Origin of the sequence: Allobosea psychrotolerans (assembly GCF_002917105.1) — a bacterium.
Lineage (GTDB): Bacteria > Pseudomonadota > Alphaproteobacteria > Rhizobiales > Beijerinckiaceae > Allobosea > Allobosea psychrotolerans.
In genome coordinates, this window is the sequence record NZ_PQFZ01000041.1 from 1 (window position 1) to 15,052 (window position 15,052).

A 15,052-nucleotide genomic window follows, 5' to 3' on the forward strand; every position below is an offset into this window, starting at 1 on the left:
CGATAGGACAGGCCCCAATCGCCGCGCAGCATGCGCCAGAGCCATTCGGCGTACTGGATGGGCAGGGCGCGGTTGAGGCCGAGCTGCTCGGCGATGCGGTCGAGATCCTGCTGGGACATCTCGCCACCGGCCGCGAACTGCGACATCGGCCCGCCCGGAGCCAGATGCAGGATGGCAAAGCCGATCATCGAGACGATGAGCAGCAGGACCAGCGCCTGCATCAGCCTTTGCACGAGGAACGTGCTCATGATGCGTGGTTCCGGGCGGAGCGCATCATGGCCTCAGCGCGCCCAGTACCAGACGCCCATGTTCCAGGTGTTCTGGCGGGCGTTGATGTTGGGCTCGTAGCCGACGAGGCCTTCCTTGTAGCCCTCGATCGGAGCGTACTGGAAGATCGGCAGGATCGGCAGCTCCTCGCGGGCGATCTCCTGCAGCTTCCAGTAAATCTCCTTGCGCTTGGCCTGATCGAAGGTCTCCTGCCCGGCCTTGAGCAGCTTGTCGACCTCGGCATTCTGCCACTGCATCTGGTTGGCGCCGCTGCCGTTCTTGGCCGGGATCGCATCAGAGGCGAAGCGCGAGGCCGGATCGGGATCGATCACGGTGCGGAAGGCGGTGCCGACGAGCAGCGACTGGAATTTCGAGCGGGTATAGAAATCGCCCCAGATCACAGCTGCAGGCATGTTGTTGATCGTCATCTTGACGCCGACCTGCTGCCAGTCCTGCATCATCAATTGCTGGCACTGCTCGCGCAGCGCGGCACCCGTCGTGGTCGAGACCGCGAATTCGAGCGGCACGCCGTTCTTCATGCGCACACCCGAGCCCGAGCGCTTCCAGCCAGCCTCGTCGAGGATCTTGTTGGCCTTGGCGAGATCGTATTGCTGCTTGGGCAGGTTGGGATTGTAGGCCCAGGATTCCTGCGGCGCGAAGGATTCCGTCGGCTTGTGGGTGCCGTAGTAGATGACGTCGATGATCGCCTGCTTGTTGATCGATGCGTAGAGAGCCTGGCGCACCGCCTTCTCGGCCAGGACCGGGTTCTCAAGGTTCGGCATCAGGATCTCGAGCGAGGCGTTCGGGATCATCACGATCTTGCGGCCCGGCAGCTTCTTGGCTTCCTCGTAGAAATTCGCGGGGATGCCGGTGCCGATGATCAGATCGACCTGGCCGGTGCGGAACTGGGCGTAGAGCGCGGCCTGGTCGGGCACATATTTGAGGACGGCCTTCTCCAGATAAGGCCCCTTGCCATGGTACTTCTCATTGGCGACGAGGGTGATGTTGTCACCCGGCTGGCGCGTGCCCCATTTGAACGGGCCGGTGCCGACGGGCGCACCGTTGAAGGGGGCGGTGTTGGGGTCGCTCGCCTTCTCCAGCAAATGCTTGGGTACGATATAGGTGTTGGAGAGCAGGGCGAGATAAGGCGCATAGGCCTTTTCCATGCGCCAGGTGATCTCCAGGGGCCCGGTGACCTTGATGTCCTTGACCAGGGCATGGCCGACGCGGGTACGGCTCTTGAAGCCCGGCGCGTTGATCAGTTCGAGCGTGTATTTCACATCCTCAGCCGTGAAGGGCGTGCCGTCATGCCAGGTGACGCCCGCACGCAGCTTGACCTTCCAGGCCAGACCGCCTTCCGAGATGCCGCCATTCGCCTCGCTGGGGATTTCCGCCGCGAGATCGGGGATGAGATTGCCCTTGGGATCGGCTACCCACATCGTATTGAAGACCTGCATCCAGACGGTCTCGTCGACCTCGATGCCGGGCATCAGCGGGTTGAAGGCGGTCGGCTCCTGCGACAGGCCGACGACGACCTGGCCGGTCGGCTTGGCCGGCGGCGGCGGAGCGGCCTTGGTCTGGGCGCGGGCACCGAAGCCGGAGGCGGCGAGCAGGGCCCCGGTGCCGAGCGCAAGAACGTCGCGGCGATGCAGAGCGGGCATCGGGAAGGTCGATCTGCTCGTCTCGTTGGAATGCTTGGTCATCGAGAAACCCCTCTGTTCTTTGTTTTTGCGGAAGGCTGGAGACGATCCGAACCGGCGCGGCGCGCGCCCCGGCCGGATCCAGATCAGTTCGACCGCTTGGCCACGCGCTCCCGCTTCATCTGGCGGGTCGCTCATGGTTCGCCGATCTTTCAACCTTCCCCCTAGGTTAGGCTTGCCGCACCCTCGTTCGGATACCGATCACGGCCGCACGCCGGATAGAATCTGCCGATTCGACCGCCCTCGACGGCATAGGCTTCTATGCCGGCTCGGCTACTTGCCCGGGCCGTTTCCGGCGCGGTCTCAAGCCCAGTACCAACTGCCGGCATTCCACGTGTTGGAGAGCACGTTGACGTTGTTGGCGAAGCCGATGAGCCCGACCTTGGTGCCTTCGACCTGAACAGACTGGAAGATCGGCAGCATCGGCAGATCGTCGAGGATCAGCGCCTGCGCCTCCCGGTAAATCTCGGCGCGCTGGGCCATGTCGGTCACGGCGATGCCTTTCGCCAGCAAGCCGTCGACCTTGGGGTTCTCGTACTGGCTGACATTGGAGCCCGTGCCGGCCTTGAGCGGGATCGACTTGCCGCCGAATCGGTGCATCACGTCGGGATCGGAGGCGACGGTATAGGTCGTATTGGTCATCAGGCTGTCGAACTGGGACTCCGCCCAGAACTTCGCCCAGAGCACGGCCGCCGGCATGTTCTTGATGGTCATCTCGGCGCCGATCTTGGCCCAGTCCTGCACCAGCAGCTGCTGTGCCTGTTCGCGCGTCGGATTCCCGGTCGTGGTCGAGTTGGTGAAGGCGAGACGCACGCCGTCCTTCACGCGCACGCCGTCGGGGCCGGGCTTCCAGCCGGCCGCGTCGAGAATGGCCCTGGCCTTGGCGGGATCATGGACATGGCGCGGAAGTGCGTCGTTGAAAGCCCAGCTCTGCGGCGGCATGAAGCTCGAAGCCGGAAGGGGAAGCCCGTAATAGAGCGCCTCGACGATCGCCTTCTTGTCCATGCCGAGATAGAGCGCCTGCCGGACCGCCTTCTCCTTCAGCGCGGGATGAGCGAGATTGAGCGTGAGGTTCTCGACGGAAGCCCGTGGGCAGAGATGCACGGCGACGTTCTTGAGCGTGCTCGCCTCGGCGTAGTGGTTCGGCGGAATGCCCTGGAGGCCGATATAGTCGAGTTCGCCCGTCCGGAACTGTGTGTACATCGCGTTGAGGTCGGGCACATACCGGAAGACCAGCCGTTCCAGATAGGGACCTTCGCCGAAATAGGCCGTGTTGGCCGCGAGCAGGACATGGCTGCCGGTCCTGCGCTCGACGAATTTGAACGGGCCCGTGCCGATTGGATTTGCATGAAAGGGCGTCGCATTCGGATCGGCCGCACCATCGAGCAGGTGCCTGGGCACGATGAAGGTCCAGGCGAGGAAGGACAGGAACGGCGCAAAGGGCTCCTTCATCCGCCAACTGATCGTGCTGCCTTCCGTCTTGACGTCCTCGAGGAGACTGAAGCCGGCGCGACTGCGCGTGCGGAACTGCGGATTCCGGATGAGATCGAAAGTGAACCGGACATCTTCGGCCGAGAAATCCCGGCCGTCATGCCATTTGACACCCTCGCGCAGCGTCACTTTCCAGACCAAACCGTCGGCGGAAATCCCGCCATTGGCCACGGTCGGCACGTCCTTGGCCAATACGGGGACGAATTTTCCGGCCTGATCCAGCGCCCATAACGGGCTGAACAGGTTCCACCAGACGCCCTGATCGACCTCGTTCGCCGGCATCAGCGGGTGCAGGACTGTGATCTCCTGGGAATAGCCGATGACCGCCTGTCCCTTTGGCGCGGATGGCGGCCCCTTCGGCTTCGGCGCCGGCTGTGCCTGGAGTTGAGAGCCCCAGGGTGCGAGCCCAAGGACAGACGCCCCCAGCAACAGCGCGCGGCGGGAGACGGCCCCGCCCCCGGACGATTCGGCTTCACGGCGATCTGTCATCGCATGGCCCCCTGTTGCTACGGAAGGTGATCCGCGCATGGACTGAAATATTCATTTTATTGATTTTCACGTCAAGCCAACCGCGCGATCCGCAGATATGAGAGCGAGGCGCTCAATCCCGGAGAAAAAACACCGCATCGGACGGCCTGAAGTGAATGCCGTGTCAAAACCATTGGAAACAAGAGATTTTCGAGCCTTGAGGCCTCGCGGCCAATTGCATGACTCCGCGCAATCTCATATGAATCTCATTCATTAAGATGGAAATATGAGCATCATGCCCGCAAATCATGCGCGCGACATCAAGGTGATCGAGGCGATGTCTTCCCCCGAGGGCGGCGCCAAGCAGATCGGCGAGAGGCTGCGCACCCTGCGTGGCGAGCGCAATCTCACCATTCTCGAACTCGCGGCCAAGGCGGGCGTCTCGGCCGGCATCATCAGCCAGATCGAACGCGGCAACTCCAACCCGTCGATGAAGACGCTGCAGCGCATCCGGGCCGCGCTCGGCGTGAATCTCTGGGAATTCCTGGAGCATCGCGAGCCGCAACCGACGGAAGACCCGCCCTTCGTGCGACGCGGCGCTCAGCGGCCACGCATCGTCGTCGGCGAGACGCGGCTGGTGAAGGAACTGCTCTCGCCCCGCAATGACGAGAATCTGCGGTTCATGATCGTGACGCTGCCGCCGGGCGGAAACAGCGAGGACGTGCTCATCGGCACCGGGCAGAAAGGCGGCTATGTCATGTCAGGATGCATCGAGCTGACCGTCGGCGAGCGCATGGCCAAGCTTGCCGAGGGCGACAGCTTCCAGTTCAAGAGCGATGCTCCGCATCATATCGCCAACCGCTCGGATGCGGAGGCCAAGCTGCTCTGGATCATGAGCGTCCTCGACACGCATCTCTAGAGCCCGATCGAGACGCCCTTCCCCCGCATTACGCCACGCCAAGGAAAGCCAGCCCATGTCGCCTCCGGTCACGCGCATTCGCAGCGATGAGACGCTGCCGAGTTCAGCCGACGTCGTCGTGATCGGCGGCGGCATCGCCGGCATCACCACCGCCTATCATCTCGCCAAGAAGGGCCATTCCGTCGCGGTGGTCGAGAAGGGCTATGTCGCGGGCGAGCAATCGAGCCGGAACTGGGGCTGGTGCCGCCAGCAGAATCGCGACCTGCGCGAATTGCCGCTGGCCCAGCGCGCCGTCGAGATGTGGAACGGGCTCAATGAGGAGCTGGGCGCGGATACGGGCTTCCGGCGCACCGGCCTGGTCTATGTGACGACCAAGCAATCCGATCTCGACGCCTGGTCCAACTGGAGCGACAAGGCGCGCGAGATGCAGATGCATAGCCGCGTGCTCTCCGCCGCCGAGGCCAAGGCGATGTCGCCGGGCTCGACCGAGAACTGGATCGGCGGCATCCATTCGCCGACCGACGGCAAGGCCGAGCCGGCGCTCGCCACCCCAGCCTTCGCGGAAGCGGCCCGCAGGCTCGGTGTGACCATCCACCAGGATTGCGCGGCGCGCGGGCTCGAGACCTCGGCGGGCCGCGTCTCGGCGGTCGTCACCGAGAAGGGCACGATCCGCACCAGCACCGTGCTGGTCGCCGGCGGCGTCTGGACCTCGATGTTTTGCCGGCATCACGGTATCGACATGCCATTGGCCGGCGTGCAGTCGACCTCGTTCTTCACCGCGCCGGCGCCGGAAATCACCGTCGGCGGCATCTCGACGCCGGACGTCACCTTCAGGCGCCGGCTCGACGGCGGCTACACGATCGGCATCAGCGGGCGCGGGCTGCTTCGGCTCAGCCCGCAGGGGATGATGTATGCCAAGCCGTTCTGGCCCACCTTCAAGAAGCGCCACAGGTTGCTGACGATCCGCGCCGACAAGACCTTCTTTTCGGGCCCCGAGGCCCTGATGCGCTGGAGCAATGACAGCATCTCGCCCTTCGAGAAGATGCGAACCTACGACCCGCCGCCGCAGGAAAAGCTGATCAGCTTCGCGCTGAAGCGCATCGGCGAGATCTATCCGCAGCTCGCCGATGTGAAGATCATGCACAAATATGGCGGCCTGATCGACTTCACGCCCGACTGGGTCCCGGTGATCTCGGCCATCGACAAATTGCCGGGCCTGCATGTCTCGGCCGGCTTCAGCGGCCATGGCTTCGGCGTCGGACCGGCGGCCGGCCGGCTTGCGGCCGACATCATCGCGGGCGACGCGCCGATCGTCGACCCCCACCCCTATCGCTATAGCCGCCTCGTCGATGGCAGCGATCTCGGCGAACCCGGATTGATGTGAAAGCGGGCAGTGCGCTGTCCCCGCCTACCCATTCTTCCCTTCCCTGCCGTCCGCCGCTGCGACACGGCCAATAACGGACACGCCCCATATGATCACCCGTCACGAGAAGAGCGCCCGGCTGAGCCGCGTTGTCGTTGCCAATGGCTTCGCCTTCCTCTCCGGCATCACGGCCAAGGATCGCAGCGGCGGCGCCAAGGAACAGACCGCCGACATCCTGGCGCAGATCGATCATTTCCTCGCGCTCGCCGGCACCAGCAAATCGAAGATCGTCACCGCCAATATCTGGCTGAAGGATATCGGCGCGTTCAACGAAATGAACGCAGCCTGGGACGCATGGGTTGATCCCGAAGCGCCTCCGGCACGCGCCACGGTCGAGTCCCGCCTTGCAGCCGAGGCGATTCTCGTTGAAATCCAGGTTCAGGCCCTGGTCTGACGCAGATCGTGCTGCGGGGTGGGCGAAGGAGACGGACGAGATGCGCACCCTGCAGGACACCGCCAAGGCACTGGCAAACGGGACGCTCACCGCGCGGGCGCTGGTGGAGGAATGCCTGGAGAGGATCGCCGATCCCGCCGGCGAAGGCGCACGCGCCTTCATCTCGGTCTCGGCGGACGCGGCCCGCAGCTCCGCCGACGCGCATGACGCGCTGCGGCGCGCCGGCCGGGCTGCCAGCCCCTTCGCCGGCATCCCCTTCGCGGTGAAGGATCTCTACGACGTCGCCGGCGAACGCAGCATGGCCGGCTCCCGCGCGCTCGCCGACAGCGCGCCCGCGAAAGCCCATGCGCCGACGATCGCGCGCATGCTGGCAGCCGGCTTCATCCCCATCGGCCGCGCCAACATGACCGAATTCGCCTATTCCGGCATCGGCGCAAACCCGCATTACGGCACGCCGCTCAGCCCCTGGGACCGCGCCTCGCGCCGCATTCCCGGCGGCAGTTCCTCCGGCTCGGGCGTGGCGGTTGCGGATGGGATGGCTATCGTCGCACTCGGCAGCGACACCGGCGGCTCCTGCCGCATTCCAGCCGCGCTCTGCGGCATCGTCGGCTACAAGCCGACCGCGCGGCGGGTGCCGCTCGACGGCGTCATCCCGCTTTCCGCCAGCCTGGATTCGCTTGGGCCGCTCGGCGCCAGCGTCGGCTGCTGCGCCATCGTCGACGGCGTGCTGGCGAACGAGACCCCCGCCTTGCCCGCGGCGCGGCCGGTATCGGGCCTGCGCCTGGCGATCCCGACACAGATCGTGCGCGACGGCATGGATGCGACGGTCTCCGCCGCCTTCGACAAGGCGATCGCACGATTGAGCGGGCTCGGAGCACGCATCGTCGAAACCGATTTCGCGCCGCTGTCCGAGATCGGCCAGGCCATGGTCGCGGCCAAGGGTGGCTTCGCGGCGCCCGAAGCCTTTGCCTGGCACCGAGCCTTGCTGGCGAGCAAGGGCGATCTCTACGATCCCCGCGTGAGCAGCCGGATCGCGACCGGCGCGCAGATGCTGGCCGCCGACTATGTCAATCTGGTTCAGGCGCGGCGCGCTATCATCGCAGCGATGGACGCGCAGACGGCCGATTACGACGCGCTGCTGATGCCGACCTGCCCGATCATCGCGCCGCGCCTCGACGAGCTCGCCGAGGATGCCGAGTACTTCCGGCTCAATGCGCTCCTCCTGCGCAATCCGAGCCTCGGCAATTTCCTCGATCGTTGCTCGATCAGCCTGCCCTGCCACGCACCGGGGCAAGCACCGGTCGGCCTGATGCTGACGGGCGAGACCGGCGGCGACCATGCCTTGTTTTCGATCGCTGCCGGGATCGAGGCCGCCCTGCGGCATTGAGACCGATGCGGGCGCAAAGATGATCCAATGCCGGCAGCAGTTCGCGCGCTAACGTCGCGACGAGACTGTCCCCCGGAGCCTTGGATTGATGTCACCGACAATCGAACGCATCGCCAGCGACGAACGCCTGCCGACCGAGGTCGATGTCGTGGTCATCGGCGCCGGCATCGTCGGCAGCGCCGCGGCCTATTTCCTGGCCAAGCGCGGCCATTCCGTCGCGCTGCTTGAGAAAGGCGTCGTCGGCGCTGAACAATCGAGCCGCAACTGGGGCTGGTGCCGGCAACAGAACCGCGATGCGCGCGAATTGCCGCTCGCCATGCGCGCCATGGAATTGTGGGAGCGCTTCAACGGCGAGATCGGCCGCGATATCGGCTTCCGCCGCACTGGGTTGGTCTATGCCAGCAACGATGCCGACCAGATCGCGCAATGGGAGAAATGGCGCGGAACCGCCCGGCAATTCGGCATCGATACGCGCATGCTGTCAGGTGCCGAGGCCAGTGCCATGACGAGCGGCACCGGCCGGTCCTGGCTCGGCGGCGTGCATTCGGTCAGCGACGGCAAGGCCGAACCGGCCCTGGCCGCTCCGGTGCTCGCCCATGGCGCAAGACTGAACGGCGCGACGATCCATCAGGATTGCGCGGCGCGCGGGCTCGACGTCACCAATGGCGCCGTCACGGGCGTGATCACCGAGAAAGGGTCGATCCGGACCCGCTCCGTCATTCTCTCCGGAGGCGCCTGGGCTTCGGCCTTCTGCCGCCGCCACGGCCTTCGCTTCCCCCAGGCGAGCGCCCGCCAGTCAATTCTGCGGACAGAGATCGCGCCGCAACTGCTCGATGCGCTGTATACGCCCGACTGCGCGCTGACACGCCGGCTCGACGGCAGCTATACGATCGCGATCAGCGGCAAGGCGACGCTCGATCTGACGCCGCAGGGCCTGCGCTATGCCCGCGACTTCATGCCGATGTTCGTCCGACGCCTGAAGGCGCTCGAGTTCGGCATCGGCCCCTCCTTCTTCAAGGGGCCCGAAGCCTTGATGGGGAGCTGGGCCTTCGACAAGGAAACGCCGTTCGAACGCGTCCGCGTGCTCGATCCCGCCCCCAGCCGCAGTGCCATCGCATTGACGATGGCGCGGGCACGCGCGCTCTATCCGGCGCTCAAGGATGTCGGCATCCGCGAAAGCTGGAGTGGATATGTCGATTCGACGCCCGATGCCGTACCGGTGATCTCGCCCGTCGCCGGGTTGAAGGGCTTCGTGCTCGCGGCCGGCTGCAGCGGACATGGCTTCGGGCTCGGGCCCGGCATCGGCCATCTCGCCGCCGACCTTGCGGTCAACGACACGCCGATCGTCGATCCCTACCCCTTCCGGCATTCACGCTTGATCGACGGTTCGAGGGGCGAAATCGGGGAGTTCTAGCCCGGCTCGACCACGCGCCAGGCCGTGGCCGTGTCGTAGAAGAAGCGCTCCTCGGCGATGCGGTCGCCCTGCCAGCACTGGATCGCGAGTTCCTCGAGCCGCCTGGTCACTCCGCTCTGGTCGGTCGCGTCGAACACCCAGTTGATCACCACCCTGTCGCCGTCGACGAGGACGGCGCGGGCGGGGTGGGTGTGCATTCGCTGCAATCGGGCCAGGGCCTTGGCCTCATGGGCCATCAGAACATCTCGCCCCCGGCGCGGTTCGGTCGCGTTCTCCTGCATGGAGGCGTCCTCGCAGTAAAAGTCCCGGATGGCGCCGACATGGTCGCCGCTGACGACAGCGGCGACGAAGGCTTCGACACGCTTGCGGTCTGGCATGCGCTGCTCCCTGCTGATGTTCCCCAGCAGTGTTCTACTTCGCTTTTTCCAAGCCGCATCGCTCGAAAGCGCAGGGCCCGTCAGGCGGCCAGCGTATCGGCAACCCTCGTGATCATCGCGATCGCACCGGCAAGTTCGCCGTCGGTGATGTATTCCTCCGGCTTGTGGGCGCGGTTGACGTCGCCCGGCCCGCACACGATCGCGGCAATGCCCGCCGCCTGATAGAGCCCGGCCTCGGTGCCGAAGCTCACCGCCTGCTGGCGCGGCATGCCTGACGCCGCCTCGGTCAGCGCCACCAACGGATCGGCCTCGTCGAGATCGAGCGGCGGGTAGTCGCTCATCGTCTCGAAGCCGAAGGCGACGCGATGGCCGGTCCGCTCGGCTGCCGCGCGAATGCGCTCGGCCTCCCCCGGCAGGAAAGCCAGCAGGCTGGCCGGCTCCTGGCCGGCGATGGCGCGCGCCTCGATCTCGAAGACGCATTGCGCCGGCACGATATTGATGCCGGTGCCGCCACGGATGGTGCCGACCTGGATCGTCGAATAGGGCGGCGCGAAGGCGGGCGCGAACGGGCCTGCCGTCGCGTGCCGCAGCGCCTCGTCCTGCACGGCGGCGATCAATTGCGCGGCATAGTGGATCGCGTTGTCGCCGAGATCGGGGCGGGAGGAGTGCCCGGCCTTGCCGTCGACCGTGGCGCGCTGGGCGATCTTGCCCTTGTGCCGCAGCACCGGGTGCAAGCCGCTCGGCTCGCCGACGATGCAACCCAAGGGCTGCGGGCAGAGCTCCGGCAGCCGCGCGATGAGGTGGCGCACACCGACGCAGCCGACCTCCTCGTCATAGGACAAGGCGATATGGACCGGGCGCACCAGCTTGCGCGAGACGAGATCGGGCACGCTCGCCAGCACGCAGGCGACGAAGCCCTTCATGTCGACAGCGCCGCGCCCGATCAATCGCTCGCCATCGCGCCGCAAGCTGAAGGGATCGCCGAGCCACCCCTCGGGAGCCGCCGGCACGACGTCGAGATGGGCCGACAGGATGATGCCGCCGGCAACGCGCGGTCCGATCGTGGCGAAGAGGTTCGAGCGGTCTCCCTCCGGCCCGGGCAGGACCACGCTCTCGACGCCGTAGCCGGCAAGAAAGCCGCGGACATGCTCGATGATCGCGCCGTTCGGCGTACGGCAGATCGACGGAAAGGCCACGAGATCGGCCAGCACGGTTTCGACAGTCATTGGGTGTCCGCCATCGGGTCAGAGGCGCTCGGTCGAGCAGCGATGGCAGGAGCGTAGCAGAGCCCACCGGCTTGACCTCGCATCCTTTCGCCTGTTGCGGCAATCCATGCCGAACCGGGCTATCTGATCGGCAGAATCTTCGCTGAGCCGGATAGGATTCCGTCTCCGTGCCCGCGCATGCGCCCTAATCTCAGGCGCAACGTGGCGGATTGGGCCGTCGCGGCCACATCCGAAGACGAGAGACGCAATGAGCACCGCTCGGCCGAAATTCATCACCTTCGACTGCTACGGCACGCTGATCGATTTCCAGATGGGGCCGGCCGCGCGGCGGGTCTACAGCTCCAGGCTGACGCCCGAAGTCATGGACGGGTTCTACGAGAGTTTCCGAGGCTATCGTCTCGACGAGATCCTGGGCGCCTGGAAGCCGTTCGACGAAGTCATCCACAACGCGGTCGAGCGCAGCTGCAAGGCCTGGAACGTGCCGTTCGACCCGGCCGACGCCCAGAGGATCTATGACGAGATTCCGAGCTGGATTCCACATCCCGACGTGCCCGCGGGCCTCGCCAAGGTCGCCAAGGAAATCCCGCTCGTCGTCCTCTCGAATTCGATGACGGACCTTATCCCTTATTCCATGGCCAAGCTCGGCGCGCCCTTCCATGCCGCCTATACGGCGCAGGAGGCGCAAGCCTACAAGCCGCAGCAGCGGGCTTTCGAATACATGTTCGACATGCTGGGCTGCGGGCCGGCCGACGTCATGCACTGCTCGTCGAGCCTGCGCTACGATCTGATGACCGCCTACGACATGAAGATCGGCCAGCGTGTCTTCGTGAATCGCGGCCATGAGCCGGGTATCGATTTCTACGGCTATCGCGAGATCACGAGCATCGAGCAACTCCCCGGCCTGCTCGGGCTTTGACGCGCATGCGCGATTTCAATCCCGACAGCGTCGCCTTCGCCAAGGGGCATTTCATCGCCGGCGCCGTCATCGATGAGCCCGGCGAGCGATTGACCGTCGCAAGACCGTCCGACGCGGCAGATTATGCCGAATTGCCGATCGCGTCGGTCGAGACGGTCGATCGCGCGGTCAAGGACGCGACCGAGGCGGTGAAGCGCAGCGGCTGGGCGACCCGGCCGCCGCGCGAGAGGGCGCGCGCCATGCAGCGCTGGGCCGATTTGATCGAGGCGAAGGCGGAGGAGCTGGGGCAGCTGGAGGCGCTTGGCTCGACCCGCCCGATCGCCCAGGCCGTGACCGGCGACGTGATGGGCACGGCGGAAGGCATCCGCTTCTTCTCCGAATATGCCGACAAGCTCGGCGGCGAGGTCGCAGCGACGCGAACCGACCATTTCGGCATGATCGTCTCCGAGCCCTATGGCGTCGTCGGCGCGATCACGCCCTGGAATTTCCCGCTCAGCATGGCGTCCTGGAAGGTCGGCCCGGCCCTGGCGGCGGGCAATGCCATCGTGCTGAAGCCCTCCGAGCTCACGCCATTCTCGACCGTGCGGCTGGCGCAGCTCGCCGTCGAGGCCGGTATTCCCGCCGGCATCTTCAATGTCGTGCAAGGCACGGGAGCGGTCACCGGTGATGCGCTGAGCCGCCATCCCGGCATCGCAAAGCTGTCCTTCACCGGCTCGACCCGCACCGGCATCGCGATCATGAAGGCCGCGGCCGAAAGCGGCATCAAGCCGGTGACGCTGGAGCTCGGCGGCAAGAGCCCGCAACTGGTCTTCGCAGATGCCGATCTCGACAAGGCGGCCAACTGCATAGCCGGCTCATTGCTTGCCAATGCCGGACAGGCCTGCGTCGCCGGATCGCGCCTGATCGTACAGCGGCAGGTCGCTGACGCATTGGTGGCGGCATTGAAAAGCCGGCTCGCGCGCGTGGCGCCCGGCCCGACCTGGAAATCCTCGACCGGCTTCGCGCCGATCATCTCGGAATTGCAGGCTCGCCGCATCGACACGATCCTGGCGCGCAGCCGCGAGCAAGGCGCCGAATTGCTGCTGGGCGGCAGCCGGATCGAGGGGCATGGCGGCGCGTTCTACCAGCCGACCCTGCTCGCGGGCGTCACCACCGAGAACGCCGCCGTGCGCGAGGAAATCTTCGGCCCGGTCCTCACCATCCAGAGCTTCGAGACGGAGGAAGAGGGTTTCGCGCTCGCCGACCATCCCGAGTATGGCCTGGCGGCCGGCGTCTACACCGCCGATCTCGGCCGGGGCCTGCGGGCCGTGCGCCAGCTCAAGGCCGGCACGGTCTGGATCAATCGCTATAGCCGGACGCTCGACTTCATCCTGCCGACCGGCGGCTATAAGAGCTCCGGCATCGGCAAGGATCTCGGCCGGCAGGCGGTCGAAGCCAATCTGCGGCACAAGACGGTGCTGATCGATATCGGGGGGTGAGGCTCCCAGCGTCGCGCCTTCCTTCCCGGCCCCCTTCATACGTCATGCTCGGGCGTAGACCCGAGCATCTCGGGTCGGATGAACCTCCCTTTGCCGAAACAAGCGCGGGGAACCCTCTCCTGTAAGGAGAGGGTTCCCCGCGTATCAGCTCTTAATAGCTCGCCCGCAGCAGGCCGAGGGTGGGGTGAAGCTTGTCGATCGCCTCGATCTCGGCGCGCAACTCGGCGATGATCCAGTCGCGGATCTCCTTCACGATCGGCCGGGCCGGCCGGTTGGGCGGCGTGACCAGCACGCAGACGCGTGCCCCCGCCGTCAGCCGGTCGGAAGCCGGCGTCAGCGCGCCCGAGATCAGCGCATGCGAGACAACCGTGCTCCAGCCGAAGGCGATGCCCTGCCCAAGCAGCGCCGCCTGTACGACCACCGCATAATCGGAGAAGCTCAGCGTCTTGACCGGGCCGGAGCGGCCGGTGGCGAAGGGTGGATACTGGCTCGGCCAATCGAGTGGACTGTCGGTCAGCAGGATGATGGTATTGCCGTCCTCGGCGGAGCCCGGCCCAGCCGATCCCGGCCGGCAATAGCCCGGGCTGCAGACCGGCAGCATGACTTCCCGGATGACGAGAGAACCGGGCTGGACGACCTCGTCGACTGCTGCGAAGCGCATGCCGAGATCGACATTCTCGACCGGGCCACGCAACGACCCGGCGATCATCTGGAAACGCAGATCGACGGCCGGAAACCGCTTCTGGAAACGGTCCATGCGCGGCATCAGCCAATGCGTGGTGAAGGCCGAGGAGACCGAAAGGGTGACCGTCTCCTTGCCGGCGCGCAATTGCTCGATCTCGCGCAATCCCGCCTCGATGCTGCGGAAACCATCGGAGACGCGACGGTACAGCGTCTCCCCCTCCGGCGTCAGGACCGCGCCCTTGCCGCCACGCTCGAACAGCCGGACGCCGAGATAACTTTCGAAGCGCGCCAGCATGCGGCTCACCGCCGGCTGGGTGACGTTCAACTCATCCGCCGCGCGCGTGAAGCTGCCGCCGCGGGCCGCCGCCTCGAACACGAAGAGCGCGTTGCTGGACGACACCATGCGGCGCAGGTCTGACATTACATGAGGTTATGATCTTCCTGATTATTTGGCAATTGCCGTCTCCCGCCGAAAACCCTTTCATGGTCGGGTCGAATGCAGCTTGCGGCGACGGGTTCACAGAGACCCGCGCCGCGTGACGGCAGGCTCGGGACGGCACGGCCAGGTCATAAGCCCTCCTTATGGCGTGAGCCGAAATCGGTCCTTGTCCGCGCGCGCCGGCAGCCGCTGTATTCATGACGGGAGATTTCGGAATGGCAGAGTTGGGCGGCGAGCGCGTCGAAATCCGGTCCGCGAGCAAGATCTACGGATCGGTGCGGGCGCTCGACGACGTGTCTCTCGATGTCGCACCCCATGAATTCGTCTCATTGCTCGGCCCTTCCGGCTCGGGCAAGACCACCTTGCTCGGCATCCTCGGCGGCTTCATCCAGCCTTCGGGCGGGTCGATCCATTTCGGCGGGCGCGACGTCACCTTCACCCCGCCGCACAAGCGCGACATCGGCATCGT

The 15,052-nt window shown here is 65.9% G+C and carries 13 protein-coding genes and 1 pseudogene; 8 read left to right on the forward strand and 6 right to left on the reverse strand.

Translation table 11 applies throughout. The annotated features are described in order from the left end of the window. The 3 genes and pseudogenes from CYD53_RS29495 to CYD53_RS29505 form a co-directional block, all read right to left on the reverse strand. A pseudogene (locus tag CYD53_RS29495) lies at positions 1-248 on the reverse strand (diguanylate cyclase); the annotation flags it as partial. Between the two features lie 33 nt (positions 249-281). Further along, positions 282-1,970 carry a peptide ABC transporter substrate-binding protein gene (locus CYD53_RS29500; RefSeq protein ID WP_103721652.1) on the reverse strand — a complete coding sequence of 563 codons (1,689 nt, stop codon included), beginning with the start codon at positions 1,968-1,970 and terminating at the stop codon, positions 282-284. 300 nt (positions 1,971-2,270) lie between these two features. Then, positions 2,271-3,947, reverse strand: coding sequence for a peptide ABC transporter substrate-binding protein (locus tag CYD53_RS29505; RefSeq protein ID WP_103721643.1), 1,677 nt, complete (start codon positions 3,945-3,947; stop codon positions 2,271-2,273). Between the two features lie 265 nt (positions 3,948-4,212). Here CYD53_RS29505 and CYD53_RS29510 point away from each other — a divergent pair, with 265 nt between their 5' ends. The 5 genes from CYD53_RS29510 (at position 4,213) to CYD53_RS29530 (ending at position 9,463) form a co-directional block, all read left to right on the forward strand. After that, on the forward strand, positions 4,213-4,845 hold the full coding sequence (locus CYD53_RS29510) for a helix-turn-helix domain-containing protein (RefSeq protein ID WP_210202461.1): 633 nt from the start codon (positions 4,213-4,215) through the stop codon (positions 4,843-4,845). 55 nt (positions 4,846-4,900) lie between these two features. Next, entirely contained in the window at positions 4,901-6,229 is a 1,329-nt protein-coding gene (locus CYD53_RS29515; protein ID WP_103721644.1) for an NAD(P)/FAD-dependent oxidoreductase, read from the forward strand. A gap of 88 nt (positions 6,230-6,317) precedes the next feature. Then, entirely contained in the window at positions 6,318-6,662 is a 345-nt protein-coding gene (locus CYD53_RS29520; protein WP_092174350.1) for a RidA family protein, read from the forward strand. Positions 6,663-6,702: 40 nt separating this feature from the next. Further along, entirely contained in the window at positions 6,703-8,049 is a 1,347-nt protein-coding gene (locus CYD53_RS29525) for an amidase (RefSeq protein WP_103721645.1), read from the forward strand. An 88-nt stretch (positions 8,050-8,137) separates the two neighbouring features. Further along, positions 8,138-9,463: an NAD(P)/FAD-dependent oxidoreductase gene (locus CYD53_RS29530; protein ID WP_103721646.1), complete on the forward strand. Its 1,326-nt coding sequence runs from the start codon at positions 8,138-8,140 to the stop codon at positions 9,461-9,463. Here the strand turns inward: CYD53_RS29530 and CYD53_RS29535 are convergent. After that, positions 9,460-9,840 carry a nuclear transport factor 2 family protein gene (locus tag CYD53_RS29535; RefSeq protein WP_103721647.1) on the reverse strand — a complete coding sequence of 127 codons (381 nt, stop codon included), beginning with the start codon at positions 9,838-9,840 and terminating at the stop codon, positions 9,460-9,462. The genes CYD53_RS29530 and CYD53_RS29535 overlap by 4 nt on opposite strands. 80 nt (positions 9,841-9,920) lie before the next feature. Further along, complete coding sequence (argE, locus tag CYD53_RS29540) at positions 9,921-11,066, reverse strand: acetylornithine deacetylase (protein WP_103721648.1); 1,146 nt, start codon at positions 11,064-11,066, stop codon at positions 9,921-9,923. 247 nt (positions 11,067-11,313) lie between these two features. Between argE and CYD53_RS29545 the strand changes: the two genes are divergently transcribed. Next, positions 11,314-11,982 carry a haloacid dehalogenase type II gene (locus CYD53_RS29545; protein WP_103721649.1) on the forward strand — a complete coding sequence of 223 codons (669 nt, stop codon included), beginning with the start codon at positions 11,314-11,316 and terminating at the stop codon, positions 11,980-11,982. Between the two features lie 5 nt (positions 11,983-11,987). Beyond that, a complete protein-coding gene (locus CYD53_RS29550) occupies positions 11,988-13,460 on the forward strand; it encodes an aldehyde dehydrogenase family protein (RefSeq protein WP_103721650.1) in 1,473 nt (490 codons plus the stop codon). Between the two features lie 151 nt (positions 13,461-13,611). Here the strand turns inward: CYD53_RS29550 and CYD53_RS29555 are convergent, their stop codons facing one another. Beyond that, entirely contained in the window at positions 13,612-14,565 is a 954-nt protein-coding gene (locus CYD53_RS29555; protein WP_103721651.1) for a LysR family transcriptional regulator, read from the reverse strand. A gap of 233 nt (positions 14,566-14,798) precedes the next feature. Between CYD53_RS29555 and CYD53_RS29560 the strand changes: the two genes are divergently transcribed. Continuing rightward, the coding region (locus CYD53_RS29560; RefSeq protein WP_181012085.1) for an ATP-binding cassette domain-containing protein at positions 14,799-15,052 on the forward strand (254 nt) is incomplete at its 3' end.